Raw genomic sequence first — 26,289 nt, forward strand, 5'->3', positions numbered from 1 at the left:
ACCCATGCCCATGCCCCCCCTCCCGATCGAAGGCGGCTGTCGCTGCGAGCGAGTTCGCTTTCGCGTGACCCGGCCACCGATGCTGACGATGGCCTGCCACTGCGTCGGCTGTCAGAAGATGAGCGCGAGCGCGTTTTCGACCTCGGTCGCCGTACCCAGCGACGGCTTCGAGGTGACCGCGGGCGAGCCGGTCATCGGCGGCCTCCATGGCGAGCAGGCCCGTCATCATCACTGTGAGTGGTGCAAGAGCTGGCTGTTTACCCGGATCGAGCCCGACATGGGCTTCGTCAACATCCGCGCGACCATGCTCGATGACCCGAGCTGGTTCGTGCCCTTCATCGAGACCTACACCAGCGAGGCCCTGGCCTGGGCCAAGACGTCAGCGGCCCACAGCTTCGAGACGTTCCCACCAATGGACGCCTACGAGGATCTGATCGCCGGGTTCGTGCACGCGCAGAGCTGAGGGCTGACTCCCCTCCCCACTCCCACTCCCACCCGAGCAGGACCGCTCACGACGAGCTCGTCGGGTCGCCGGATCATCGCTCGCGCAGGCCCTGGGCCCAGCTCTCGAGGTTGGAGAGGGTCGAGTGCAGGAGCGAGGGCGTGCTGGCCACGACCTCGATCTCGGCGCGCAGCGGCTCCTTACCTCGACGGATTCGGGTCCTGGCCGTACCGATCGGTAGGTTCAGGCCAACGCCGCGCGCACCGTGGCGCTGCCGAAGTCGAGCACGAGGATCGGATCGGATCGGGACGGAAGCTCGTGGACTTGCGGGCGCGCATGAGCGACGAATCACACGGTTTGTGCGGCTCGTCTCCTCGCGCGCCGGAGATCTGACGCGACGACTTGGTGTCATCCGCCAGGTGTCGACCATTCGTCAGCTGCGAGCCGACCCAAGAGCCGGGCGGCGAGATACGTTGCGCTGCCGGTCGCCGTCCCTGGCCGCGACGACGCGCACAGCTACGAAGTCCGCGTCGGCGGTGACCTGCTGCACGCGCCGCCGCGCGTGGCTATGCCGCCGCTCTAACTAGGGCTAGACCATATGGATTGACCGGCCCAAGATCGCAATTGAGGGGGGAGAGACGCAGCAACATTACTTCGAGCCGGGGCGGCACCGGGTAGCCACGGCCCAGTTCGCATCAGATGATCCTGCGTACACTGTCGAAATTCGGCTAGCGGAGTGAATCGTCTCATCAACTCGCTCCGCCGCTGCGGGGGCGGCCGGACTCGAATGTCGAGCACCCACGGGTACGCGGGCTGCAGGCAGATCGGCGCGTCGATCGACGACTCTGCGAGGCTCGGCGCCCACTGCCGTCCGTCAGTACTGCCGAGGGTGTGCTCGCCAGGTCGAGCGCCGACGTGCTAGAAGCGGTCAGCGTGCCGAATCGCCTGCAGCTCATCAAGGTTGGGATGCTGCTGATCGGCAGCGTGTTTGCGGCTGGGATCGGAACCCGCGACCTCCTGCTCGCGCTCCGCGAGACCGAGCCTACCCGGCTCGAGATCGCGGATTTTGCCGAGACCTACGCGGACCAGGACTGGCTGAACGTACGCGGACGCGTGGCCACCGAGCACGCGCACGTGCGCCCGAGCACCAACAGGGCCCACCAGGGTAAGAACCTGTCCTATGTGAACGTGCCGATCGTTGCAGATGGTTGGACCAGCGCGTTCCCGGTCGAGGTCGTGGCCACCTTCGGCCCAATCGACAGCGATCGAGCGATCGACTGGGCGGCGTTGACCAACGGCGAGGATCGTGTAGAGGGAACGCTGCGCACCGGTCCCGTCCCGAAGCCCGATGCGCTGGTGCCTGGGCTGTCGTTCTCCGACTCCGTGGTCGTCATCAACGTCGGTACAGAGCCCTCGCCGCCCGTCATCAGCGGTGTGTTCACCTTGTTCATGATCGTGACCGCGGCAGTCAGTGCCACGGTGCTATGGAACTCGCACGGCGCCAAAGGCGATCCACATAGGGCCGCCCCCGCCGTCGGTCTCAGCGAGTCGTCGTCGAGGACGACCTCGAGTTGATCGTGGCGCGTGCTCATGTCAGGGCCGCTTCTTGCTCCCGCGCGGCGGCGCGACCTGGTGGATGTCCTGCAGCTTGCGACCGAGCTCGTCGTGACCCGCGGTCAGATCGATGTCCTGCTCGAGACCCAACACCTGCAGCGCGCTGGCCATCGTTGCGAGGCTGCTCGTGGAGTCGCCCTTCTCGAGCTTTCGGAGCGTGGGCAAGGAGACGTCGGTGTGGGTCGAGAACACCCCCGCGATCAACTGTTCGACCGACAGGGGCGACATGTCGAAGGGCGGTCCGCCCTCGTCTCCATGGTTCCAGAGCAGCGCGACCATGCTGCCTGACGGTCGCAAGATCGTGGCCATGGCTTCGAGGTACGCCCGACGAACGTCGCGAGGTGGATCCACGAGCGACTCGCTCGCGCGCTCGCACGTCACGACCGCTCGCTCGACGACGAGATCGCGGACGACGACGGTGCGACCGATCGTGTGCGGCACCAGACCAGTAGCTGTCCGGACCCAGAGCACGGTGGCGCGACGTTCACACCCCGCCGACCCTGCATTGGATGTCTCAGGCGCTGATGTGACGGCGCTCGGGATGGACGCACAGACTGCGGCGGACGATGTCCAGCGCATGCACGGGCGGTTTCGGATGCCGACGATGCTCGAGCGGGTGGACCGGCTGTGCCGGGATGCTCGAGGGGGGCGCGGTTGTGCTAGGATGCCCGGCGAATGTCGTCCAAGCTCACCTACCTGCGGGTGGATAAATTTCGCCACGTGAAGCCCGGGTCAGTGGTGGCGTTTGGTGGGCAGATCAACGCGGTTGTTGGGCGGAACGGGGCGGGGAAGACGACGCTGCTGAGTTTGATCTCGGCGTTGGTTCGGAACAACTTCCATGAGTTTAGCCGCGAGAATTTCAAACTTGGGTTTCGGCTGGTTGACGGGGAGTTTGCTTTCGAGGGGACGCTGAGCAACGAAGTCAAGGCCAACGACAACAGTTCGAAGCTCGAACTGTCTGGCGTGCTCTGCCGCGGGGATACATCGGTTTACGTTGACAGCAACGCGACCGAGTCGACTGTTTCTCATGGTGGTCGGCAGTATCGAAGGAAGAGCATTGTCCCTGCAAGTGAGGCCAAGGGAGGCCAGTTCGAGCTCATTCATGCGATCAGGCTCGCGCTCCCAGGTGAGGTTGCCGAACTTGCCGCGCTCGTCCACGGTAAATCAGGTGTCGCCGTCGATATCCTCAGTTCGCCAAACCACACATGCTCACGGGTGCGTGAAGGCGTGGAATCCTTTGCAGAGTTGTTCGCAGCAGACAAAGGGAACCCCGACCACGCGCCGACGCTGGGCATTACGCTTGTTACAAGTCCGGATACCTCTGGGATGTGGTATAGCGCGGGCCATCATCTGGCCGACGCGGTGCTGATGTCTCAATTGGAGACTCGGTCGGATATTGTTGATATCATCACGCTCGACGGCGCCGCGCCACCGCTGGCACAGTACATCGATCTCTCACAATATACCGATGCAAGGCTGATCCTCACGAAGACCGTGGCGACGATCAAAGATGGTGTCACACGTTGGGTCTTCGCCAACCCGCTGGTCCGCTTGACGACCGCGAGCGGCAACGAAATTCCCCACCATTACCTGTCCTTCGGCGAAAAGCGCCTACTCGCCGTCCTGATCAAGCTCTACGCCTACCCGTCGACCATCATCGTCGACGAGCTCGCCAACGGCATGCACCACTCGTGGATCGAACGGATCCTGGAGCTCATCGAAGACCTCGGTACCCAGGCGTTCCTCACCAGCCAGAACCCGCTGCTACTCGACTGCCTGCCGCTGAGCCGCGAGACCTTCGGCACCAACCACAATCTGGTCATCTGCGAGCTCACCGACTCCGGCGAGATGATCTGGCGCAACCTCAGCGAGACAGAGACCGAAGAGTTCTTCAAGTCCCTCGACGTCGGTCTTCAGCACATCAGCGAGATCATGCGCAACAAAGGGCTCTGGTGAGCGAAGTCGCGGTTCTGCTCATCAGCGAGGACAATTCGAAGTGGGCACACGAGACTCTCGAGCAGCTGTGTCGACGGATCTTCGACTGGATCACGCCACAGTACGCGGACGGAGCTTGGCTGACCTTCGCCCCAGCCAACGCCGCCGCACGCGAGGCGGTCCCCGGTAACCGGTGGCAGAGCAAGAAACCCCGAGATCAACCCAAGATCTTGCGCCTCTGTAAACAGATCGCCGAGCAGGTGCTACGCAGCGATGGCTTCGTGTTCTTCCACGTCGACAGCGACGTCGCCTGGGGCGCCGGTCGATCGCCGAACCTGGATCGTTTCGAGGAGGTCATTCGTCGCAAGGTCAGCGACATTGTGCGTGGTCACCTCGCCGAATCGAATGTCGGCGAGGCTCAGATCGAGGCTCGAATGAGCAAGCTCATCATGCTCGCACCACATTATTCGATCGAAGCATGGCTCTTTGCCAATGTCGATCGGCTACGAGAATGCGGGGCAGTCGGACCGATCCTGGACCAATGGCAAGCCGACGCTGCCACGCTCGAGCAAACGGTCAATCCGAAGCAACTGGTCTCAGTCTCGACCCGAGACTATCCCACGCTCGCGCGCGAGCTGAGGACGGCCAAACTCTACGAGCTGCAAAGCTCGTTCGCCGACACGGTCAACCGCGCTGGCGCCTGTGGTGGTCTGGTCGTCCGCCTGCGCGGACGCTGGCCACAGTGGGTCCGCACAGCGCACGGGCTCGGCTGATCATGCCTTGCCCGCAGCCAATCACACCAGCACCCCGAGCGTTGCGGCGCGGCGCGGGTTTGATCCGCAAAGAACATCCACGCCATCCCACTTGGGCGTGCCCATGCTGGGATCAACGTGCACGTCGGCCTCGCGCAGGTCGCGGGGAGCACACGGTGCTGCTTGACGATGGCGCCCGCCGTGAGCTCGAGCTCCAGCACGAACGAAGACTCTTGGGCATGGATGTGGCTCGTAATCCAAGAAGCGCTCAATCGCGCGGCCGAGCTCCGTGGGGCCGGGGCAGCCTGCGGGGGCGTCCCAGACGACCGCCACGCCGTCGGTTGGGGGCGTGTGGCCTCCACGCCAACCCCCGTGGGCAGGGTTGGCAGCAGGAGTCGTGCGAGCACCGGGCATGCCTGCCACGCCAATTCCCCCAGACAAGTCGGGCCCCAAGTAAGAAGCCGTCGAGGAACCGTCAGCGGGTGGGCGGAGGTGGTCGAGCGCCGCAATGGCTGATGATCCCGGCGAACCGCTGCTAGACTCGCGGGCATGGCTTGGTCTTCGCTCATCTGGACCTTTCCGCTGGTGGTCGTGATCGTCAGCGGTTGCAAGCTCGACAATCCCGCGTTCGACGAGTCGCGCCAGACCGCGGCCGACAAGGGCGACGAGAGTGGTTCGACCGCCCCCGAAGCCGGAGATGGCGTTGTGGACACCGGGACCGGCGACGGCGACGGCGATGCCGGGACTGGCGACGGCGACGGCGATACCGGGACTGGCGACGGAGATGGCGATGCCGGGACTGGCGATGGTGATGTCGACACGGGTGACGGTGACCCCGGCGTCCGGTGTGACGGCCTCGCAGCAGAGTTCTGCGAGCAGACCAACGGCTGTGCGCTGAAGATCTACACGCACCTCGACTACAGCAACGACATGGTGTGCCTGGGCCAAACGGTCTTCGAGGGCTGCGTCCCCGTCGCCGAGTGTATCGTGGTCGAAGAACCGTTTTGGTGTAACGAACAATTAGAGGAGTTCATCGCGGTCCCGGAGATGGGCTGCCAGCCGAATGTTGTGAACAACCTCGATCTCGTGATCTGCGATCCCCCGGGGAATACCCTCGAGCCCTGCTGATCTTCGTCCTTTGGGTCCAGAACGCGGCGACGAGGTTGGTGATGCGTTGGTGTAACGGCCCGGACCCAGAGCACGGTGGCAGCCGCCGAGTCTGTGCGATCCGGTAGAGCCGCCCCCGCCGCTACTGAGCCTTGACGACTTCCTCGTTGGCCGACTCGTCGACCAGCCCGTGCGGGACCAGCTTGCTCGGCTCGCCCGAGCAGACCATCCACAGCTGATAGGCCGTGCGCGTGGTCGCAATGTGCAGCAGGTGCCGGGACCCATCGCGGACCGGGTAGTTCTGCCGGGTCGGATCCAGCACGACCACGTAGTCGAACTCGAGACCCTTGACCTGGCGAACGTCGGTCACGTCGATGCCCGGCAAGAAGGTGAAGTCCTGGCGCGCGACCAGGCGCAGGCGCGGGACCTCGGCGATGCGCAGGGCTTCATAGTAGGCCTCGGCCTGCTGCGGGTAGCGGGTGATCAACGCGACCGAGGCCGTCGGCTCGCGCTGCATCAGGTTGCGCAGCGCCTCGCCCAGGAACGCGACAGCCTCGCCCATGTCCGAGAACCCGAAGTAGCTGACGGGCGCGCCGTCGCGGGCGATCAGATCGTCGTTGGGGTCGTGCAGGTGGCCGAGCACGTGCTGGGCGAGATCCATGACCTGGCGGGTCGAGCGGTAGGTGATCTTGAGCGGCTGAATCGCGACGTGGGGCAGCCCGGCGTCCTCGAGCAGCTGCGGCCAGTCGACGAAGCCGTTGTCGAAGATCATCTTCTGGGCCTTGTCGCCCGCGATCGTGACGCTGCGTCCGGCCGACGCGGTGTCGAGCAGCACGCGAACCTCGAGCGGGCACAGATCCTGAGCCTCGTCGATCACGATGTGCTCGTACTCGAACCGCTTGCCCTTGATGAACATCCCGCCGCGCTTGGCCTGGATCAGCCGCATGAGCACGGCGTCGTCCTCACCGTCGAGCCGCGGCGGGGTTCGGGCTGGGCGCGGCGGCTCGTCGTCGTCGGGCTCGGGCGGCTGCTCGTCGGGGGTGTCGCGCCAGTCGCTCAGCGCGGCGGCCCGCTTGCCGCACCAGCGGGTGATCGTGATCAGCTCGCTCTCGCTGAACGCGTCTGGGGCCAGACGCGCGACCGCGTCGTTGATCCGCGCGGCGTCACCAAACAGCTCGACCCAGTCCGCGAGCACGTCGTCGACCTCCTCGCGGAACGCCCGGAGGCTGGTCTCGGCGGCCGCGCGGGCGCTGGCCGGCAGGTTGCGGCCCTCGTCCTCGAGCAGCCAGCGCAGCGCCCGGCGGGCGCGGACGCTGGGCGGCAGCTTGGCGAGGCTGCGCCAGTGGGCGAGCACCTCGCGCGCGCCCGGTCGGTCGCCCAGGCGCTCGACCAGCGAGGCCTCGACGTTGCGCAGATCCTCGGCGACCAGCTCGTCGATCATCGCGATCACGATCGGGTGCTTCTTGAACCGGGCGACCGCCTCGGGCGTCGACTCCGTGCGCTTGGCCGGGATGTCCAGCTGCAGGCGCTTGAGCATGGCGGCGCTCCAGCGCCGGTAGGTCGTGACCGTGACCCCCTCGACGTTGAGCGAGGGCAGCACGTGGCGGATGTACTCGACCAGGGCCTCGTTGAAGACCACGATCAGCATGCGGTCCGGCGCGAACCGGCGCGGATCCTGAAACGCCAGGTACGCCACTCGGTGCAGCGCGACGGTGGTCTTGCCCGAGCCGGCGCCGCCCTGGATCAGCACGACCCCGGAGTCCGGTTTGGTGATCAGATCGAACTGGTCCTTGTCGATCAGCGCGGTGATCTCTTGCAGGCGCTTGTCGGCCCGGCCCAGATCCTCTTGCTGAATGCCCAGGCGGCCCCGCGGGACCCGGACGGCGGCGCCCGTGCCACCAGACAGGGTCGGTCGGGCGGCGTGCCCGAGCGCCCGCCAGGTGCCCGAGCGCGCGCACGCCCAGCTGCCCTGCGGCGCGTCGATCCTGCGCAGCTGCCCGTCGGACACGACCACGCTGCGGCGGATCAACACGGTGCCCTCGATGCTGCGGTCGTCGAACTCCTCCTCGTACTCGTCGGTCTCGTCGTAGCGGTAGTACAGCCGCGAGACCGGGGCGTTGCGCCAGTCGACGATCGACAGGCCGTCGCCGCCGTCGAGCATCGTCCGCTTGCCGATCAGCACGTCGCGCTGCTTGCCCGCTCGAGCCTCGCGCAGGCGCAGGTGGCCAAAGTAGGGGCTCTTGGGATCGACCGGGATGTCCCGGCCCGAACCGCGCTTGGCGTTGAGCGCGGCGAGCTGGTGCATCTGATCCATCAACGAGGGCAGGTCCTCCTCTTTGGCGCAGGCGATCTCGTCGCGAAGCTCGATCATCGAGCTGTTGAGATCCTCGAACTGGTGCGCGTCGGTGTTGAGCAGCTGCTCGAGCCGGGCTCGGACCCGCTCGAGGATGCTGAGCTCGGCGTCGACGATCACGCGATCTCGATCGTCGAGCGCGTGGGTCGGGCTGAGCTCACCGGAGGGCGCTTGGGGCGTAATTGTGGCCGGGTCGGACACGATCGTCGTCCTTAGCAAAACCCGGGGCGGTTGACACCCCTGCGTTTGCTTGGGCGCGAACGGGCAGGTGTGCGGGTGGAGACGTCTGGCTGTCATCGCGCCAGATGCGCTAGACCGGCGCCGCAGCCCGCCTGTGGCCCAGGGCCCGGATTCTGCGGGATGCCCGGTCGGGGGTCATGCGCCCGTCGTCCGTGATATTGCACGCCTCATGCCCAACAATCGATCGTTGCCGCGTGTGGTTCTGTTGGGTGTCAGTTTGGTCGCGAGCGTGGTCGCGTGTCGCTCCGAGCCACCGACGCTGCCGCCCGTGGACGACGCTGCCGAGCTCACGGCGGCGGTGCCGATCCGACCGGCTGTCGATGCGCAGGGGATGTTCGAGTCGATCGAGTGGCTGGCCAGCGACGAACGCCAGGGCCGCTACACCCTCGACGGTCCGCAGATCGAGGCGGCGGCCAGCTGGATCTCGCAGCGCTACGAGCAGCTCGGGCTCGAGCCCGTCGACGGCGCCACGTCGATGCGCCTGGGCTATCGACTGCGCACGAAGGTCGAGGCCGGTGAACATCAAGAGCTGACCGTCCAGCGCAAGGGCAAGCCCGTCGAGCTCGGCGCCGAGCAATTCACGCCGCGCGGCGAGGGCGTGTCGGGAGCCGCCGCGGGTGAGGTCGTGTTCGTTGGCTACGGGCTCAGCTGGACGCGTGAGGCGCCGCTCGAGCCGGTGGAGGGTGGATCAGCAGCCACGATCAATCATTACGACGATCTCGCCGGCCAGGACCTGACCGGAAAGATCGCCCTGGTGCTCGCCCAGGCCCCCAACACCCCGGATCTGATGGCGCTGTTCGGTGCCATGCAAAAGCTCGCCGAGGACTTCGAGGCCGCCGCCGCGCCGCTGCGCGAGGCCGACGCGACCGCCAAGCTCACCAAGCTGCACACCAAGGTCCGCCAGGATCTGGTCGATCTCGTCGAGCCGTTCGTGAACACCAAGGACCTCGGTGACAGCTACTGGAAGGTCGCCGACCCCAAGGCCAGCCTGGATCTGATGGCGCTGGCCAGCGTGTTCATGGCCCAAAATGGCGACCGCCCGCAGTTTGATCTGCGCGCGATCAGCATGAGCTCGAAGGCATCGCAGCTGGCCGCGGCCGGGGCGGTCGGGGTGATCTTCGTGCAGGGTCCACGCAGCTTCGTCGGCAAGCAGGCGCGCGACGCCGATCTGCTGCCGGGCGTGGGCGATGAAGGGGGCGGCCCGCAGTCCAATCGCGGCGTGCTCCCGGATCCGGCCCCGATCCCCGTGGTCCAGCTGCGCTGGAAGCAGGCCGACAAGCTGTTCTCGATCGGCGGCAAGTCGCTGTCGAAGGTGCAAGCGGCGATCGACGCCGACTATCAGCCTCGCTCGCTCGCGCTGGGGGTCACGGCGCAGCTGAAGACGGAGCTGGTCGACGACGGGCTCGAGGTCCCCAACGTGCTCGCGCAGCTCAAAGGCGAGACCGATGAGGTCGTGATGATCGGCGCGCACTTCGATCACATCGGCACCGACGAGCTCGGCAGCTGTCGGGCGATCGTCCGCAAGGATGACCGTGACGCGATCTGCAACGGCGCCGACGACAACGCCTCGGGCACGGCGATGCTGCTCGAGCTCGCCCGCGCCTACAAACAGGCCGGGATCACGCCCCAGCGCACGATCGTGTTCGCTCACTTCTCGGGTGAAGAGCTGGGCCTGCTCGGCTCGCACGCGATGATCGAGGCCTCGCCGTTTGATCAAGGCCAGGTGGTCGCGATGGTCAACCTCGACATGGTCGGTCGGCTCGGGCCGCGCGGGCTCGCGATCGGCGGGCTCGGCAGCAGCGACGACTGGATGCCGCTGCTCGATGAGCTCGGCAACTACGGCATGGAGATCCTCTACGAAGGCAGCACGACCACGCGCAGCGATCACGCGTGGTGGTTTCGCCGCCAGATCCCCGTGCTGTTCTTCTTTACCGGGATGCACGGCGACTACCACCGCGCGGGCGACGAGATCGACGAGATCAACATCGAGGGTCTCGGCACGATCGGGCAGCTTGTCAGCGACGTGATCTGGGAGCTCGCGGGCGGTCGCGCGATCACCTGGGCCGAGCCCAAGCAAGGCGACGGGATCGGTCGTGGTCTGCCTGGCAGCGATCCAACTACCGTGCTGCGCCGCGTGGATGTCCACGGCAACATGATCGAAGCCGAGGCCGAGCCCGACGCGGATTGACCGACAGGGCTGCGCAGCTATGCTCGCCCGGTCGTGAGCAAGCCAAGCACCAAGCCACCGAGCGGCATGCGGGACTTCTTGCCAACGGAGGTCTTGCGTCGCCGCCACGTGATCGACGTGATCGTCCGGGTCTATGAGGCCCACGGCTTCGCGCCGCTCGAGACCCCCTCGATCGAGCACCTGTCCACGCTGCTGGGCAAGTACGGCGACGAGGGGGACCAGCTGCTGTATCGCCTGCTGCACCGCCGCGACGCCCTGGCGCGCCCGCTCGAGCAGGCGGCCAGCGAGGGCCGGGTCGCGCTCGAGTCCGAGCTCGCGGATCAGGGCCTGCGCTACGACCTGACCGTGCCGCTGGCCCGGGTCGTGGCCCAGTATCAGGACCTCCCGCGGTTCTTCAAGCGCTACCAGATCCAGCCCGTGTGGCGGGCGGACCGGCCGGGCAAGGGTCGGTTTCGCGAGTTCTACCAGTGCGACGTCGACATCACGGGCACGACCTCGATGATCGCCGAGGCCGAGGTCTGCTCCGCCGTCGCGACGGTGCTGGGCGAGCTTGGCTTCGAGCAGTTCACGATCCGGCTCAACCACCGTGAGCTGCTGCGCGCGATGATCCGCGCCGCCGGGATCGACGAGGCGCTCGAGGGCACCGCGCTGGTCGCTGTCGACAAGCTCGACAAGATCGGCCGCGACGGCGTCGTCGCCGAGCTCGAGCAGCGCGGGATCGCGAGCGCGGCCGGGCAGGCGCTGCTCGACATCTTGGCCACCGCGACCCGCGACAACGCGCAGCTGCTCGCCGAGCTGCGCGGCCAGGTCGACGAGCGCGGCCAGCGAGCGATCGACGCGCTCGGCGAGCTGCTCGAGCTGTGCGCGCACAACCCCGCTGGCGCGCACCTGCAGGTCAGCCCCGATCTCGCCCGCGGGCTCGGCTACTACACCGGCCCGATCTTCGAGATCGCCGTCCCGGATCTCGCCGGCTCGCTCGGCGGTGGCGGCCGCTACGACGACCTGGTCGGCATGTTCGGCAAGCAGCAGGTCCCCGCTGTCGGGTTTTCGCTCGGGCTCGAGCGGATCTTGGTCGTGATGGCCGAGCGCGACATGTTCCCGACCCAGCAGTTCGGCCCGGACCTGATGCTGTGCTGGCTGGGCGTGCCGCCAGCCGCGGTCGTCGGCGTAGCCACGCAGCTGCGCGCGGCGGGGCTCGAGGTCGAGGTGTTCCCGGACAAGGCCAAGCTCGGCAAGCAGCTGCAGTACGCGGACGCCGACGGGGTCAAGGCCCGGTTTGCGGGGATCCTGGGCGACAAGGAGCTCGCGGCTGGCGAGCTGACGATCAAGCACCTCAGCTCGGGGCGGCAACTCACGGTCCCGATCGCCGAGATCGATCGGTCTCGCCTGGCCGCGTTGGCCAGCGCCGACGAGTAGCGTAAGATCGGCGCCGCGTTGAACCAGCCCAATTCCAGTGAAGAGGCGCCGGTTTTCACCGGCACGGTGCTCGTCGTCGACGACGAGAAGAACATCCGTCGCACCTTGCGAATGGTGATCGAGGGCGAGGGCGCGACCGTCCACGAGGCCGAGACCGGTGAGCGGGCGCTCGAGCTGCTCGAGGCCGCGCTCGCGGCCGACGCGGCCGACCCCATGCTCGCCAGCGAGCTGCCCAACGTGGTGATCATGGACGTCATGCTCGGCGGCATCTCTGGCATCGAGGTGCTCGAGCGGCTCTCGGCGCTCGGCGAGGACGGGCACCCGCCGCTGCCCGTGATCATGATCTCCGGCCACGCCTCGGTCGCCGACGCGGTCCGGGCCACGCGCCTGGGCGCGTTCGACTTCTTCGAGAAGCCGCTCTCGCGCGATCGCGTGGTCGTGTCGGTCCGCAACGCGCTGCGCCAGAGCAAGGCCGAGCGCGAGCTCCGTGATCTTCGCCAGCGCGTGCACGGCGAGATCATCGGCACCGCCGAGCCCATGCGCGAGCTGATGCGGATGGTCTCCAAGGTCGGCCGGACCAAGGCGCGGGTCCTGATCACCGGCGAGAGCGGCACCGGTAAAGAGTTGATCGCCCGCGCGATCCATGAGGCCTCCGACCGCCACGACCACGCGTTCGTGAAGGTCAACTGCGCCGCGATCCCGCGCGAGCTGATCGAGTCGGAGCTGTTTGGTCACGAGCGCGGCGCGTTCACGGGCGCCGTCGGGCAAAAGAAGGGCCTGTTCGAGGTCGCCCACCGGGGCACGCTGTTCCTCGACGAGATCGGCGACATGGATCTCGACGCCCAGGCCAAGGTTCTGCGCGTGCTGCAGAGCGGCGAGCTGACCCGGGTCGGCGGCCACACCCCGATCCAGGTCGACGTCCGCGTGCTCGCGGCCACCCACCGCAACCTGCAAGAGATGGCCGGCGCGGGCGAGTTTCGTGAAGATCTGTTCTTCCGGCTCGCCGTGGTCCCGATTCGCATGCCGCCGCTGCGCGAGCGGCTCGACGACGTCCCGCTGCTGGTCCGCCACTTCATCGATCAGGCCTGCGAAGAGAACGGCCTGGCCCGGCGCGAGATCGACCCGCAGGGCCTCGCCGCGCTCGCGCGTCACGACTGGCCCGGCAACGTCCGCGAGCTCCGCAACGTGATCGAGCGAATGGTCGTGCTGTCCGACGGCGACCTCGACATCCACGACGTCCCGCCCGAGCTGCGCAGCGACGAGTCGGCCGACGACGGGACCGGCGACGGGATCGGGGATCAGCTCGGCGGCGCGCTGGCCACCGGTGACGAGCGCTTCGCCGAGCTGCTGCGTGGCCAGTCCGAGCTCCCGCTCAAGGCGTTTCGCGAGGCGGTCGAGCGCGCGTTCATCCTGCAGCGGCTGCGCGACAACGAGTGGAACGTCTCGCGCACCGCCGAGCTGCTCGGCATCGAGCGCACCCACTTGCACCGCAAGCTCAAGATCCTCGGCATCCAGCGAGGCGAGCGTTGAGCCAGCTGCCCCGCTCGCTGGCGTGCCTGGTCCCGCTCGCGGCGCTGCTGCTCGGCTGCCCCGGCTCCGAGCGCAAGACGGAAGCCGGATCCGCCGCCGAACACGCCAAGGTCCTCGCGCCGATCCCAGCCACCGAGGCCGAGTTCCTCGCCGAGCTGGTGCCGCTGCCTGAAGGCGCCGAGGCGATCGAGGTCGAGTACACCATCACCGGCCCCGCGCTCACGGGCACGATGACGACCCAGATCACCGCTGGTGGTCAACGCCGGGATCAGTGGGAGCTGGTCTCGACCCTGGGCGACACCCAGCTGCGCGCCGCGGGCGTCACGATCGTCAACGCCCGGCAGATCTGGACCGCGAACGAGGGCCACCCCGGCGAGCTCAGCGACAACCACCTCGCCGAGCTCGCCCGCGCCTACCTGCGGCTCGACCCGCCCGCCCGCGCACCCGTCATGGAGTCGATCCGCGCCTGGCACCAGCTGCTCGCCGAGCAACGCAAAGCCGCCGGCGGCGGGGATCGGACCGAGCTGCTCGGCGTCTCGTGCCTCGAGACGCGGATCGCCGCCCAGAACGTGTGCATGTGGGAGGAGACCGGCCTGCTGCTGCGCTACGAGGGCTCGGCGTTCACGATCGAGGCGACCAAGATCGACCGTCAGCCGAAGCTCGCCCCCGACGCGTTTACGCTCCCGCCCGAGGCCGCTGGCGCCACCCGAGCCGAGCCCCAGCGCGACTACGACTACGACGAGATCCTCACCGAGATCGCCGCCGGCTCCTACGGCAACGTCTCGCTCCTGGTGGTTGGCAGCAAGAGCATCCCCTCGCTGCGCCTGCCGGACACCCCCGCGCCCCACGACGACTGACGAGCGCTCTAGGTAGCCAACGCCACGCGCAGCGTCTGCCCCTGGATCTGCTTGCCATTGAGTGCCACGCGAGCCTTGGCCGCCGAGAGATCATCCTCGAAGGTCACGTACGCAAACCCCCGGCACACCCCATCGTCGTCGGTGACCAGCCGCGTCTGCGTGACCACCCCAAAGTCGGCGAACAGCCCGAGCAGCTGGCCCTCGCTGACGTGTGGGTCGAGCCCACCGATGTAGAGCGTCACCATGCTCATCTGTACGTATATACCTACACCCACGACACCGGGTGGTGCGCGCAGAATTGACGCCACAACTTGAGATCGATCACCACCCACAGCCCATTTCCGCGCACCCCACAACCCGCCGCCTGTCCGCCTTCGACAAACAACAAAGTCCCACCGGCGAGCCAAAAAGCCCCCACGGGGGGCCACACATCCGCGCACCCCACAACCCGCCGACCGTCCGCCTTCGACAAAGGACGAAGCCTCAGTAGCGAGCCAAGGAGCCCCCCCTCGGGGGGCCACACATGCGGCTGCGAACAAACGGCCGGCCCGACGAGCGAGTGCAGCGAGCGACCGGACGCGAAGCGTCCGCCTTCGGCAAAGTGCAGTGCGTTCGCGGGGGGGCTTAGTTAGCCGTGAGGGAGTCAGTCTCTTTGTCGATCTCACCCTGCCAGGTCGAGGCGTCGCGCTCGAGCGCGAGGTCTTTCTTCGCTTCACGCTGGCGCTCGACCAGGTTCGAGTGGGTCGTGAAGTAGGGCAACGCGGCGCCGCGCAGCTGCTCGAGGCTGTCGTAGCCATGCTTCTCGAGCACGGCCTGGAGCTCGACGGTCAGCTGCTTGATCACCTTGTAGCCCTGCAACATCGCGCCCGTGCAGACCTGGACGGTGTGGCAGCCGAGCGCGACGAACTGAGCGGCGTCGCCGCCCGAGTAGATCCCGCCCATCCCGGAGATCGGGGTGTTCGGCAGCGCCTTGGCGATCTCCATGACGTGGCGCAGCGCGATCGGCCGCGCGGCCATGCCCGAGTAGCCGCCCGGGGTCGAGTGACCCTCGACGGTCGGCATGGGTCGCAGCGTGTCGAGGTCGATGCCGACCACGGACAAGATCGTGTTGATCGCCGCCAGCCCGTCGACCCCGGCTTCGACCGCGGCCCGGGGCGAGGCGGTGACGTCGCCGACGTTGGGGGTCATCTTGGCCCACACGGGGATCTTCGAGACCGACTTAACCCAGCCGACGACCTCGCCGACGATCTCGGGGTTCGAGCCCATCGCCGCCCCCATCCGCCGCTCGGGCAGGCCGTGCGGGCACGAGAGGTTCATCTCGAACGCGTCGACGCCGGTCTCTTGCACGCGCTCGACGATCTCGACCCACGCCTCCTTGCGGTACTCCTCCATGATCGAGGCGACCAGCACCTTGTTTGGCCAGCGCTTCTTGATCTCGCGAAACTCCTCGAGCCAGGTGTCGAACGGACGGTCGGAGATCAGCTCGATGTTCTCGAACCCGATCACCTTCTTGTCGTCGTCTGGATCGCGGAGCTTGGCGTAGCGCGGGTTGGTGTTGATCACCTTCGAGTGGTCGAGGCTGATCGTCTTGGCGACGTTGCCCCCCCAGCCAAGCTCGAACGACTTCATGATCACCCGGGCGTTAGTGCCGGGCGGTCCTGAACCAAGCAGGAAGGGGTTGTCGAACTCGATGCCGTTGACGACGACGCTCAGACTCGGGGCCATGCCCCAGAGTAACCTGGTTGGGCCCCCGGCAGGGGCACAGAAAAAGTGTTCAGAGGCCGCGGGGCGGCCGGGTCACGACGAGAACCACACGGGCAGGGTCGGCTCGAGCCCGGCCTGTTCGAGCCGCAGCTTGGCGTCTTTCATCTCTTCGACCCGCTGGCCCTCGGCGTCGAGCAGCAGCAGCAGCGGGTAGGTGTTGAGCACGGGCTCCCACCGGCGGCGCAGCGCGTTGTACTCGTCCATGCGCGCGCCCACGCTCCAGTCGTCTTCTTTGAGTTCGAGGATCCGAACGTCGCCGATCATGGACTCGGGGTGGGTGTTGCCGAGCTCGAGGTCGAGGTGGCGGCAGGGCTCACACCAGTCGGCCGAGAACAGCACCGCGACGCGCTTGTGCTCGCCGATCGCCTGGACGCGAACCCGCTCGAACATGTCGGCGAGCGGCTCGTCTTCGCGCGGGCGGAGCCGACGAAGGTCGTAGCTGACGAGCGGATCTGCCTCGGCTGGCGAAGCTTCGCTCGCAACTTTTTCGGACGCGCTGGGATCGGGGGCGGTCGCGGGGGGCTCGCAGGCAGCGCCGACGATCACCACGCCGAGCGTGACCAGACGATGACCACACAGCAGGCGCGCGCGCGCTCGTGTTCGCGTCATGCGGTGTGCATAGCCCGAGCGCAGGGGCCGAAGCAACCTGCGCTCTTCGAGGTGGGGAAGCGAGCTCGTTCACGACGAGCTGGGGGGCGCGGGCGGCTCACACGCCGCTGTATCGCATGCCGCGAGCCTTGCCTTCCCAAGTGACCTGGTTGAGCTCGATCAGGCGCGCGAGCGCCTTGCGAACCTGCAGCGCGGTCCCGCCGACCTTGGTCGTGATCTCGGGCGCCTTGATTGGGTGGTCTGCCGCCTCGACGATCGCCAGCACCGCCGCGTCATAGGCACGGCGCCCCTCGGGCGTGCGCGTGTTGACGGCCTTGGACTTGGCTTGCTTGGTCTTGGTGTGGCTGCCCCTGGCCTTGCCGTTGGGCTTGGCCTTGAGATCCACCACAGCGTCGCCGCTTGCAGAGCCGCCGGCTTCGATGATGTCACCAACACACACCGTGCCGAGCAGCCCGGCAAACTTCCCCTTCCCGAGCCTCGTCAGCTCGGCCAGCGTCAGCTGCGGGTTCTCGCACACGAGGTTGATGAAGACGTCGCGTTCGACGGCTTCGACCGCGGAGTTGAATTCCCGTTCGAAGGTAGACACGCGGCGACTATAGCACACTTGATTCGAATGTGAACATCTTGCCGGCCGCTTCTCGAGTTGTGATCATCACTGTCCAATTGGACAATGGGGGGTGCGCTGATTCCGGTTTCACACCCCCCCGAGGTCGAACCCGACGGTGCCGCCGCAGATCGACATTAGCGGCCGTTCGGCCGGTTGTGCACCAACGTCCAAAATGTGGTCTTTTGGACAGGGAATCGCGCTGTTTTGCGCGTGTGAACCGCCGTCACAATCATCATAGTCCCCTTCGCGAGCGCGCAAAATTTTGTCTGACGGCCTCGGGCTTGGTCGAAAGTGCAGTTCGATTACACTTCCTGCGTGAACCTGGGACCGTTCGACTTGCTCGGTGACGTGCACGGCACAATTTGCACGCTCGACGCGATGCTCGAGCGGCTCGGCTATTTGTGCGCTGGCACGCGTTGGTATCACCCTCACGGGCGCACGCTGATCTCGGTGGGTGATCTGATTGACAGGGGCCCGGATCCGCTCGGGTGTGTCGAGCGGATCGCGGAGCTGGTCGAGCACGGATGCGCACACATGGTGCTGGGCAATCACGAACTCAACGCGCTGCACTACGTCGAGGGGCTGCGCGAGCACAGCGAAAAGAACCGGGCGCAGTTCGAGACCACGCTGATCCAGATCGAGGCGTCGCCGCGGCGCTGGGACCGAGCGCGGGCGTTCATCGAGTCACAGCCGACCTCGCTGTTGCTCGACGAGGGTCGCCTGCGAGTCGTCCACGCGTACTGGGACCCCGCCGCGATCGAGCAGCTACCAGCGCGCGTGGACACCCCCGAGCTGCTCCGGGCCAGCGCGCCTGGAGGCCGGCTCGAGCAGGCGTTCGAGCTGTGCATCAAGGGCCCCGAGCGCGCCTGTCCGCGCTACCTCGACCACGGCGGGCACTGGCGCGAGACCCAGCGCGTCGCCTGGTGGAACGAGTACCCGGCCGACGCGCCCAAGGTCGTGTTTGGCCACTACTGGTTCCCCTGGCCCGAGCACACGCCGACCTCGCCGGGTTGGACCGGGCCTGGCGCCAACGCGGCGTGCCTCGACTTTCGAGCGGGGCGCGGCGGCCCACTGGTCGCGCTGCGCTACCCCGAGGGCGAGTTCGTGAGCGTCGCAAACCGGGACATGCGCCCGCCGGCGTGACCGCTGGGCCCGCGGCTCGGGTAGTCTCTCGGGCATGAGCGACGGGCCGTCGGAGTTGGTCAAGGAGACCGCCAGGGTGCTGCTTCGTCACCTGCGCGAGCACGGTGCGGCGACCAAAGAAGATCTGGCGAAGGTCGCGGACGTCTCGTACCCGTCGATCCAGCGCGCGTTGACGTGGCTGCGGGACCACTGCGACTCGCCGGTGGAGTTCGATCGGGCCGCGGGGCGCTGGGTGCTTCGCGACCCTCACTTCACCCTGCCCCTGACTGACCCCGATCCGCAGGATCTCTCCGCGGTGTTGTTCGCCGAGGCTCTGCTCGCGCCCCTGGCCGACGAGGAGATCACCTCGCGCCTGCGCCGGCTCGCCGAGCAGATGGACGCCGAGATGCGTGACCGCGGGCGGACCCCCAGCGAGGGCACGCGGCCCGGGACGCTGGTTGCAACCCTGACCACTGGCAGCCGCACCGACCCCAGCGTGCTGTCGGTGTTGTTTGGTGCGATCGGCAAGCAGGTCGTGCAGATCCGCTACGCCAGCCCGTGGAGCAGCGCGGGTGGGTCGCGAATCCACGACGTCGAGCCCTGGCAGCTGCGCCTGCACGACGGCAACATGTACCTGCGCGCCTACTCTCGCACTCACAAGGAGCCGCGCAGCTTTCGGGTCGCGCAGATCGAAGCCACCGAGGTGATCGCCGGGCTGACCCCGCGCGAGGCGGTGCCGACGCCCGACAAGATCTGGGGCGACCACGATCCTGCGTTCGGGATCGATGAGGATCGCCCAGGCGTCGCCGTGCTGCGAATCCGGGCGCCCGTCGCCCGCTGGGTCCACCACAACGTGTGGGATCCCGGCCAGCAGGACGTGTGGATCGAGGAGGGCGAGCTGCTCGAGCGGCGCGTGGCCTACCGCTCGTGTCGCGAACTGGCCCGGCGGTTGCTGTCGCTCGGCGACGCGCTCGAGTCGATCGCGCCCGACGAGCTGCGCGAGGTCGTGTTGGCCCACGCGCAGATCCTCGTCGAGAGGCTTTCCTAGCCAGTTTATTTTTTGTCTTTGCCGCCGCCGCCGAAGTAGTACTGGATGCCGCCGCCGAAGAAGAAGCCGTCCTTGATGCCGCCTTCGATGCTGATCCCGAACGAGTCTTTGACGATCACGCGGAAGCTGCCAAGGATGTTGATCAGCGGGTAGACCGGCCAGGTGCCGCCGGTCTCGGTCGCGCCGAAGGCGTCGAGGTCTCCGCCGTCGCACTTGTCGCGGGAGCAGCGAGCGAAGCTGCTGTCGGTCGAGATCTTGCCGTTGGGGGCGTTGCCGCCGTTGGCGTCGACGTCATCGGTCGACGGGTCCGGCATGCCGCCCTGGGCGATGTCTTGGTCGTCGTAGTAGCGGGGCGTGCACTTGCGGAAGTCGGCCGTGTCCGCCAGCGTCTGGCACGAACCAGCGTCATCGGGTGAGCCGGGGTTGGGGCCGAGCGGGGTCCGGCGCACACCGTCACCGATCAACACGCCGATGCCGATCCCACCGCCGCCACCCATCTGGATCTCGACGTCGGCGTTGCGGTACAGCGTGCCGCGGCCGATGAAGTTGACCTCGGCGGTGAACATCCGCAGATCGATCTCGGTGTAGTCGGCCGCGCCGAGGTTGCACTTGCTGCCGCTGCCCTCGTCGGTCGTGCAGCTGTCGCGATCCCACTCGTCCTTGTCGAGCCACAGCGAGTCCGGCGGCTGGATGTGTAGGTAGCCCACACCAACGGAGATATCGAAGGCGCGGGTGACCCGGCGGATGTAGTCGCCGCCGAGATAGAAGCTGCAGCCCCCGACCTTGACCAGCCCGTTCTGCTCGCCCCAGCCGCCGACCTCGTTGCGACACATGGAGTTGCTGTACGACGCCAAGCCGGCATTAAAAAGGTACGAGGGGATCAGGTGGATGCCGCCGCGCAGGCCGATCGCGTTGGCGTTGAAGTCACCCCGCTTCGCGGGCGCGCCCTCGAGGTCGTCCTCGAGCTCGTCATCCTCGAGGACCTCGCCCTCGGTCGGGTCGCCGGTCGTGGGATCGATCGCCTCGTCGTCGCCGGTCGGGACGTCGGCTTCGTCTGCGGCGGGGGCGTCGTCGTCTGCGGCGGGGGCGTCGTCGTCTGCGGCCGGGGCTTCGCTGTCCGCTGCGTCCGCTTCGACCGGCGCCGAGGTGGTGGCCGGCGGGGCGTGAACCAGGAGGTTCAGATCATTCGCCGTCAGCGGCACCGCGAACGGGCTCGCCAGCGCGACGGACGGGATGATCAAAGTCGTGGCGAGCGCGAGAGGGGGCACAAGCAGACGCATGGTCTGATGATACGCCTCTCGTTCCCGACACCGCAAAAACCTGGCCAGCGATGGCCACCCACATCTGCTTACAGCTTGATCGAGCGCCAGCCCTTGGCCAGGAACTTGGCGCCCATCACCAGCCCGAGCCCGTTGACGTAGATGACCGCGGCGCTCCAGATCCCCTCCATGCCAAACCCGAGGTGCGGACCCAAGAACCAGCTCAGCGGCACCAGGCAGCCGACATGGAGGATGCCCTCGGCGATCATCACGAACACGTTCGCGCCGGCGCCATAGAGTGACTGCGACAAGATGATCGCCACCACCAGCATCGGGAGCGCGGTCGCAACCAGGCGCAGGGAGGACGCGCCGGCAGCGGCGACGGCAGGGTCATTCGGTGCCCACAGCGAGATGATCTGCTCGGGCCAGATCAAGAACGCGGCGATGATCGGGATCATCGCCAGGAGGCCGACGCGGACCGAGTCCCAGCCGTAGCGGGCGGCGAGGTTGGGCTTGCCGGCGCCGAGGCTCTGGGTGACAGCCGTGGCCGTGGCCGTGCCGAACGCGAGCAGCGGCATGAAGCACAGCGCGGCCGTGTCCATCAGCGCCTTGGTCGCGGCCGAGTACGTGTTGCCCGTGCCCATGTCGGCGTCGATCTGCCCGACGAATTTAAAGAACAGCAAGAAGCCCGTCATCAGGATCAAGCTGGCCGACCCGGCCGGGAGCATCAGCTTGACGATGTTGGTGATCACCGTGCGGTCGAAATTTTTGAGCCGATAGAACTTGAAGCGCTGGCGGTAGCGCGGGGCCAGGCTCACGGCGATCATGATCGCCAGGCCCAGATAGGTGGCGATCATCGACGCCCAGCCGGCACCCGCGAGGCCCATCCGCGGGATCCCCAGCCGATCGTTGCCGTAGATCAGCAGGTAGTTCAGCCCGATGTTGAACACGTTCATGACCACCGCGGCGATCAGGTGCACGTAGGTGCGACCGATGCCGTCGAAGAAGGCCTTGAACGCGAAGGTCGAGACCATCGCCCCGATCCCCAGGGCCCGCAGCTGCACGTAGACCGTGCCGAGCTGTTTTTGCTCTTCGCTGGCCTCGGCCAAGAAATTGACGGCATGCGGACCGCTGAACCACCCGACCGCGATGCCCAGCGCGCCCGCGAACACCGAGACCAGCACCGCGTTGAACAGCACCTGACCCGCGCGCTCTGGATCGCCCTCGGCGTAGCGACGCCCGGTCATCGCCTGGGCGCCATACGAGATCGCCGCGAAGAACCCACCGACCGCCCAGTACAGCGGCATCCCCAGCCCCAGCGCGGCCTGCGAGGCCGTGGCCTCGGCGGCGTCGTCGAGCCGGCCGACCATGAGGTTGTCCGCGGCGTTGACGAAGTACTGCGTCAACATCGCGAGCATCACGAACGACCCGAGGTACAGCACCTTGCGGATCAGCGACCAGTTCGGCAGCAGGCGCAGGCCCTTGTCGGCTTGGTCCGGTTCGTCGGCTACGTCGGTGAGCTTGACCAAGTGTGGGCCTCAGGCGCAGGCCGGATCAGCCCAACGAAGGCGTACCGGTGCGCACACGCGTTGTAGCCGATCGCCGGCGCGCGTCTGTCTGGTTTTGTGAAATCAATCCAACTTCTCGAGCTCGTCGCGGATCACCTGCTCGAGGTCGCCCATACAGCTGTCGTCGATGAACTCGTAGGCGGCGACGATCTTGCCCGAGCCGTCGATCACGAACGAGAACGGGAAGTTTGGGCGGTTGTAGGCGCCCGCGGCTTCTTCGCCCGCCAGCGCGACCTTGGCCCGAAGCTTGTGCTTGTCGATGAACGCTTGCACGGCCTTGGGCTCCTCGTCGGTTGCGACAGCGACCAGGGTGAGGCCGTGCTTGCGGTACTTGCGGTACAGGCGGTCGAACTCGGGCAGCTCCTTGAGGCAGGGCTTGCACCACGTCCCCCAGAAATTGAGGAGCAGAACCCGCTTGCGGTAGCCGTTCGGCGAGATCGTCTTTTCACCATCGACGCTGGGCAGGCGGAAGCCCTTGACCTTGCTCCCCACCGCGAAGCTCTGCTGACACGCGGGGCCGGTGAGCTTGTGGGCGGGCTTGGGCAGCGGGTCGCGCTCTTGCGTGGCCACCGGTTGCGGCTGCTTGGGGTCTGGCTTCGCGGCTGGGTCGGCGGCTGGGTCGGCGCTGTCGGAGTCGGCGTCCTGTCCGTCGTCTTGGTCGTCGGTGGCGGCGACGGCGTCATTGTCCTCGGCGGCGTCGTCGTTCGCGGCGACCACCGCCGAGCCGGGCTCCGGCGGCTGGGTCTCGACCGGCTCGGCGACCGCCGTCGGCCCGCCTGGGTCCGCGGCTGACTCGGGATCGGTCGTCGGCGCGACGGGGTCCGGCTTGCAGCCGAGCACCATGATCATCCCGACCATCCCGACCATGGACAGCAGACCAACGCGACTGAGGATCGAGGCACGATCAAACATCGCCGAGATGGTAGCCGAATCCAGATCGCGCGCGGCCTCGCCCCTGGGCAAACCGCGCTCGTGGGAACAATCACTCTTCAAGCGGGGGGCACGGTCGCGCAAGCTCGCGCCATCGCCTGCCAGATCTCGCGTAGCTCGGTCTCGCCGGCCCGGTAGGGCAGCAGCAAGCGCAGCGTGTGGCCGCCCGGCGTCGTCGCCAGCACGCCCGCTTCGATCAGCGCGGGCGCGATCTGCTTGGCGCGACCGTCGTCGAGGCCGCCGATCTGCACTCCGATCATCGCCCCCGCGCCGCGGATCTCCACGACCTCCGGGTGGGGCGCGTCCGCGGCGATCTTCTCCAAGGTGGGCAGCTGCGCAGCGGCGTGATCGAGCAGCCCCTCTTCTTCGATGATCCGCAAGGTCGCCAGGGCCGCGACGCAGGCGATCGGGTTGCCGCCGAAGGTCGTCCCGTGGGTGCCGGGGCCCATGTGTTCAGCGAGCGCGGGCGTGGTCAGGCAGGCCCCGATCGGGAAGCTGCCGCCGAGCGCCTTGGCCAGCCAGATGATGTCGGGCTGGGCGTCGTCGCCGACGATCGTCTCCCACGCGGTCCACCGCCCGGTCCGCCCACAGCCGCTCTGAATCTCGTCGAGCCCGAGCAGCGCGCCGTGGCGATCGCACAGCTCGCGCGCGCCCAGGAGGAACTGCTTGGTGGCCGGCCAGACCCCGCCTTCGCCCTGGATCGGCTCGATGAACACCGCCGCGATCCGCGGGCCGAGCTCGGCGAACACCTGCTCGAGCGCCGCCTCATCGTTGAAGGGCACGCGCACGACGTTGGCCGAGGCGAACCGGCCCGTGTGCGCCTCACCGCTGCACGTCACGTAGGGGTCGCGGTAGGCGGGGTTGGCGGTCAGTGAGATCGCCCCCAGCGTCCGCCCGTGAAACGCCCGCTCGAACGCGACGATCACGTCGCGTCCGGTCGCGCGCAGGGCCAGCTTGATCGCCGCCTCGGTCGCCTCGGCGCCGCTGTTGGTGAAGAAGCTTCGCCCCGCGTCGATCGGGAACAGCTCGCCGAGCCGGGCCGCGAGCTGCTGCTGGGGCACGTGACCGTAGGTGTTGGCGACGGCGCCGAGCTTCTCGAGCTGGCGATGGATCGCCTCGACCCAGGCCGGGTGCGCGTGACCGAGCACCGCGGTGCCGATCCCGGCGATCGCGTCGAGGTAGATCTTCCCGCTGGTGTCGCGGACCCGCAGCGCCCCGCCGACCCGACCCTCGTCATAGACCGCGGCGTCGAGCACGATCCCGTGGCCTGGGTAGGTGGGCCAGCGCAGATCCTCACGTGGTTGGCCTTGGACGCCCGAGCTGGTCATGTTGCTCGTGCTTCTCTCACACGCGTCGGCTGCGAACCAGAGCCACGCCTGCGATCACCATCAACAGCGAGCCCAGGGCGTCGTTGATGCCCGGCCGCACACCCCAGGCGAGATCGACCAGCATCGACAGCGGGATCGCGGCGTAGGCGACGACCGCGACCATCGGCGCGGCCATGCGCCCGTAGGCCCGGGTCATGAGCAGCTGACCCGCGAGCCCGAAGCCGGCCATCCCCGCGATCTTCCAGATCACGCCTGGCGGGAGCTCGAGGAACTCACCGCGCGCGAGCCCGATCATCAGCGCGCCCACGCTCACGGTGACCGTGAACCACAGCACGACCAGCTCGGGCGAGTCCTTGGCCGTGGCCTTGCGGACCATGATGTGCGCGAGCGCCGAGAGCAACGCCGAGATCGCCCCGGCCGCGATCGGCAGCAGCGGGAGGTTCGCGCGCCAGGCCTCGTCGGGCCGCAGCACCACCAGGGCCCCGAGCACCGCCACGATCAGAGCGACCAGCGCGCGTGGATCCAGCCGCTCCCCGAGGATCGTCGGCGAGAGCACCGCGACGAGCACCGGCTGCAGCAAGCTGAGCACAGTGTTCTCGATCAGCGTCAGGGCGCGCAGCGCATAGAAGTAGCCCGCCATGGCCCCGAGCCCCGCCAGCGAGCGCAGGATCACGGGCCCGGGCGCGTTCGGACGCAGCGCCTGGCCGCGCACGCGCAGCTCGACGAGGATCCACACCAGCCCTGGCGCGGTGCGCCAGAACATCACCTCGCTGGTCGTGAGCCCGTCCTCTCGGAGCGCCTTCACGAACGCGGCCATCCCGACGAAGCACCCGGTCCCGAGCAACATCCACAGCAGCCCGAGCTTGCTCGAGCGCTCGGACCCGCGCTCGATCGTGAGCCGCCCCTCGCGCGACCTTTCGTTCACGACTTCGCTCACGGGCGCTGAGTACTTCCGAACGCGTCGTGCGTCATCCCGGAGCCCGACAGACCGCGCGGCGAAAACATCGTTTGACTCGCTCGGGGCTCCTCGCCCACCCATCCGCGCCTTGCGCTCGCGCCACGGCCCGGGGCCGACGGGGTCAAGCCGCCTCTAAAGCCGCAAATTCGGCGTCCCAGCGGCCGCATCATTTTTTTTCCCAAAGCCCTTGACCCACGCCTGCCCGTGGCCTAGAGATCCCAACCCCTGGCCCGGAAGAGTCCTTGGCGGAGACGCCAAACTCCTCGACGGTCGGGTGACGCTGCCTGAAAACTGGAGAGCAGGAACACGGACCACGAAACCGCACGGTCCGGTTTTGCGCCCGAGCACGCTCGAGCGCAGCACACCGAGACCGCCCGCGGGGCCGTCGATCAGCAATGGTCGACAACCTCGTCACATGAGGGGCAACCTTCATGAATGACAAAAAACCAAAGTCCTCCTGATGAGAGATCAAGCAGGGGGCAGCCAGACTCGGCCGCAAGGTCGAGCGCGATGTCAACCGTGAGGAAGACATCACAACATCAAACTGGAGAGTTTGATCCTGGCTCAGAGCGAACGTTTGCGGCGGGCTTAACACATGCAAGTCGAACGAGAACCTCTTCGGAGGGGACAGTGGCGCACGGGTGCGTAACACGTGGATAACC

The 26,289-nt window shown here is 67.4% G+C and carries 22 protein-coding genes and 1 rRNA gene; 12 read left to right on the forward strand and 11 right to left on the reverse strand.

The window, feature by feature from the left end:
- Positions 1-4: 4 nt before the first annotated feature.
- Both ENSA7_RS28660 and ENSA7_RS28665 read left to right on the forward strand, forming a co-directional pair.
- Positions 5-463: a GFA family protein gene (locus ENSA7_RS28660; protein ID WP_106092580.1), complete on the forward strand. Its 459-nt coding sequence runs from the start codon at positions 5-7 to the stop codon at positions 461-463.
- Positions 464-1,375: 912 nt separating this feature from the next.
- Positions 1,376-2,017, forward strand: a complete 642-nt coding sequence (locus ENSA7_RS28665; RefSeq protein WP_146158240.1) for a hypothetical protein — start codon at positions 1,376-1,378, stop codon at positions 2,015-2,017.
- Between the two features lie 18 nt (positions 2,018-2,035).
- On the opposite strand, the gene ENSA7_RS45095 is transcribed toward ENSA7_RS28665, so the two are convergent.
- On the reverse strand, positions 2,036-2,497 hold the full coding sequence (locus ENSA7_RS45095; protein WP_219908074.1) for a hypothetical protein: 462 nt from the start codon (positions 2,495-2,497) through the stop codon (positions 2,036-2,038).
- Between the two features lie 234 nt (positions 2,498-2,731).
- On the opposite strand from ENSA7_RS45095, the gene ENSA7_RS28675 reads away from it, so the two are divergent.
- The 3 genes from ENSA7_RS28675 to ENSA7_RS28685 all read left to right on the forward strand — a co-directional run bounded on the left by ENSA7_RS28675 (position 2,732) and on the right by ENSA7_RS28685 (position 5,871).
- Positions 2,732-4,012 carry an ATP-binding protein gene (locus ENSA7_RS28675; RefSeq protein WP_106092562.1) on the forward strand — a complete coding sequence of 427 codons (1,281 nt, stop codon included), beginning with the start codon at positions 2,732-2,734 and terminating at the stop codon, positions 4,010-4,012.
- 209 nt (positions 4,013-4,221) lie between these two features.
- On the forward strand, positions 4,222-4,764 hold the full coding sequence (locus ENSA7_RS28680; RefSeq protein ID WP_146158242.1) for a hypothetical protein: 543 nt from the start codon (positions 4,222-4,224) through the stop codon (positions 4,762-4,764).
- Between the two features lie 528 nt (positions 4,765-5,292).
- The gene (locus ENSA7_RS28685; protein WP_106092564.1) at positions 5,293-5,871 is read left to right on the forward strand and encodes a hypothetical protein; all 579 of its coding nucleotides are present in this window, start codon (positions 5,293-5,295) and stop codon (positions 5,869-5,871) included.
- A 121-nt stretch (positions 5,872-5,992) separates the two neighbouring features.
- Here the strand turns inward: ENSA7_RS28685 and ENSA7_RS28690 are convergent, their stop codons facing one another.
- The gene (locus ENSA7_RS28690) at positions 5,993-8,404 is read right to left on the reverse strand and encodes a UvrD-helicase domain-containing protein (RefSeq protein WP_181234210.1); all 2,412 of its coding nucleotides are present in this window, start codon (positions 8,402-8,404) and stop codon (positions 5,993-5,995) included.
- Positions 8,405-8,711: 307 nt separating this feature from the next.
- Between ENSA7_RS28690 and ENSA7_RS28695 the strand changes: the two genes are divergently transcribed.
- Genes ENSA7_RS28695 through ENSA7_RS28710 form a run of 4 tightly spaced genes read left to right on the forward strand, consistent with a single transcriptional unit; the run spans position 8,712 to position 14,434 of the window.
- On the forward strand, positions 8,712-10,631 hold the full coding sequence (locus tag ENSA7_RS28695; protein WP_181234211.1) for a M20/M25/M40 family metallo-hydrolase: 1,920 nt from the start codon (positions 8,712-8,714) through the stop codon (positions 10,629-10,631).
- A 33-nt stretch (positions 10,632-10,664) separates the two neighbouring features.
- Positions 10,665-12,047 (forward strand): histidine--tRNA ligase, encoded by a 1,383-nt coding sequence (hisS, locus tag ENSA7_RS28700; RefSeq protein ID WP_106092567.1) that lies wholly within the window; start codon positions 10,665-10,667, stop codon positions 12,045-12,047.
- Positions 12,048-12,065: 18 nt separating this feature from the next.
- A complete protein-coding gene (locus ENSA7_RS28705) occupies positions 12,066-13,577 on the forward strand; it encodes a sigma-54-dependent transcriptional regulator (protein WP_244923940.1) in 1,512 nt (503 codons plus the stop codon).
- Positions 13,574-14,434, forward strand: a complete 861-nt coding sequence (locus ENSA7_RS28710; protein ID WP_106092568.1) for a hypothetical protein — start codon at positions 13,574-13,576, stop codon at positions 14,432-14,434. The genes ENSA7_RS28705 and ENSA7_RS28710 overlap by 4 nt, the downstream gene beginning before the upstream one ends.
- 8 nt (positions 14,435-14,442) lie before the next feature.
- Here the strand turns inward: ENSA7_RS28710 and ENSA7_RS28715 are convergent, their stop codons facing one another.
- The 4 genes from ENSA7_RS28715 to ENSA7_RS28730 form a co-directional block, all read right to left on the reverse strand.
- Positions 14,443-14,685, reverse strand: a complete 243-nt coding sequence (locus ENSA7_RS28715; protein ID WP_106092569.1) for an RNA recognition motif domain-containing protein — start codon at positions 14,683-14,685, stop codon at positions 14,443-14,445.
- A 373-nt stretch (positions 14,686-15,058) separates the two neighbouring features.
- Positions 15,059-16,159 carry an NAD-dependent dihydropyrimidine dehydrogenase subunit PreA gene (gene preA, locus ENSA7_RS28720; protein WP_106092570.1) on the reverse strand — a complete coding sequence of 367 codons (1,101 nt, stop codon included), beginning with the start codon at positions 16,157-16,159 and terminating at the stop codon, positions 15,059-15,061.
- A gap of 72 nt (positions 16,160-16,231) precedes the next feature.
- Entirely contained in the window at positions 16,232-16,807 is a 576-nt protein-coding gene (locus ENSA7_RS28725) for a thioredoxin domain-containing protein (RefSeq protein ID WP_106092571.1), read from the reverse strand.
- Positions 16,808-16,904: 97 nt separating this feature from the next.
- The gene (locus ENSA7_RS28730) at positions 16,905-17,393 is read right to left on the reverse strand and encodes a hypothetical protein (protein WP_106092572.1); all 489 of its coding nucleotides are present in this window, start codon (positions 17,391-17,393) and stop codon (positions 16,905-16,907) included.
- 336 nt (positions 17,394-17,729) lie between these two features.
- Between ENSA7_RS28730 and ENSA7_RS28735 the strand changes: the two genes are divergently transcribed.
- Together ENSA7_RS28735 and ENSA7_RS28740 are read left to right on the forward strand one after the other, a co-directional pair.
- Positions 17,730-18,557: a metallophosphoesterase gene (locus tag ENSA7_RS28735; protein ID WP_181234212.1), complete on the forward strand. Its 828-nt coding sequence runs from the start codon at positions 17,730-17,732 to the stop codon at positions 18,555-18,557.
- A 34-nt stretch (positions 18,558-18,591) separates the two neighbouring features.
- Positions 18,592-19,584: a helix-turn-helix transcriptional regulator gene (locus tag ENSA7_RS28740; protein WP_106092574.1), complete on the forward strand. Its 993-nt coding sequence runs from the start codon at positions 18,592-18,594 to the stop codon at positions 19,582-19,584.
- Between the two features lie 5 nt (positions 19,585-19,589).
- Here the strand turns inward: ENSA7_RS28740 and ENSA7_RS28745 are convergent, their stop codons facing one another.
- From ENSA7_RS28745 to ENSA7_RS28765, 5 genes are all read right to left on the reverse strand, one after another.
- Positions 19,590-20,864: a hypothetical protein gene (locus tag ENSA7_RS28745; RefSeq protein ID WP_146158243.1), complete on the reverse strand. Its 1,275-nt coding sequence runs from the start codon at positions 20,862-20,864 to the stop codon at positions 19,590-19,592.
- 68 nt (positions 20,865-20,932) lie between these two features.
- A complete protein-coding gene (locus ENSA7_RS28750) occupies positions 20,933-22,372 on the reverse strand; it encodes an MATE family efflux transporter (protein WP_106092576.1) in 1,440 nt (479 codons plus the stop codon).
- Positions 22,373-22,474: 102 nt separating this feature from the next.
- Positions 22,475-23,323, reverse strand: a complete 849-nt coding sequence (locus ENSA7_RS28755) for a TlpA disulfide reductase family protein (protein WP_146158244.1) — start codon at positions 23,321-23,323, stop codon at positions 22,475-22,477.
- 77 nt (positions 23,324-23,400) lie between these two features.
- Positions 23,401-24,669: an aspartate aminotransferase family protein gene (locus ENSA7_RS28760; protein WP_106092578.1), complete on the reverse strand. Its 1,269-nt coding sequence runs from the start codon at positions 24,667-24,669 to the stop codon at positions 23,401-23,403.
- Positions 24,670-24,685: 16 nt separating this feature from the next.
- Positions 24,686-25,606: a DMT family transporter gene (locus ENSA7_RS28765; protein WP_181234213.1), complete on the reverse strand. Its 921-nt coding sequence runs from the start codon at positions 25,604-25,606 to the stop codon at positions 24,686-24,688.
- A gap of 562 nt (positions 25,607-26,168) precedes the next feature.
- On the opposite strand from ENSA7_RS28765, the gene ENSA7_RS28770 reads away from it, so the two are divergent.
- Positions 26,169-26,289, forward strand: a 16S ribosomal RNA gene (locus ENSA7_RS28770); the annotation flags it as partial.

It is taken from the genome of Enhygromyxa salina (assembly GCF_002994635.1).
GTDB lineage: Bacteria > Myxococcota_A > Polyangia > Nannocystales > Nannocystaceae > Plesiocystis > Plesiocystis salina_B.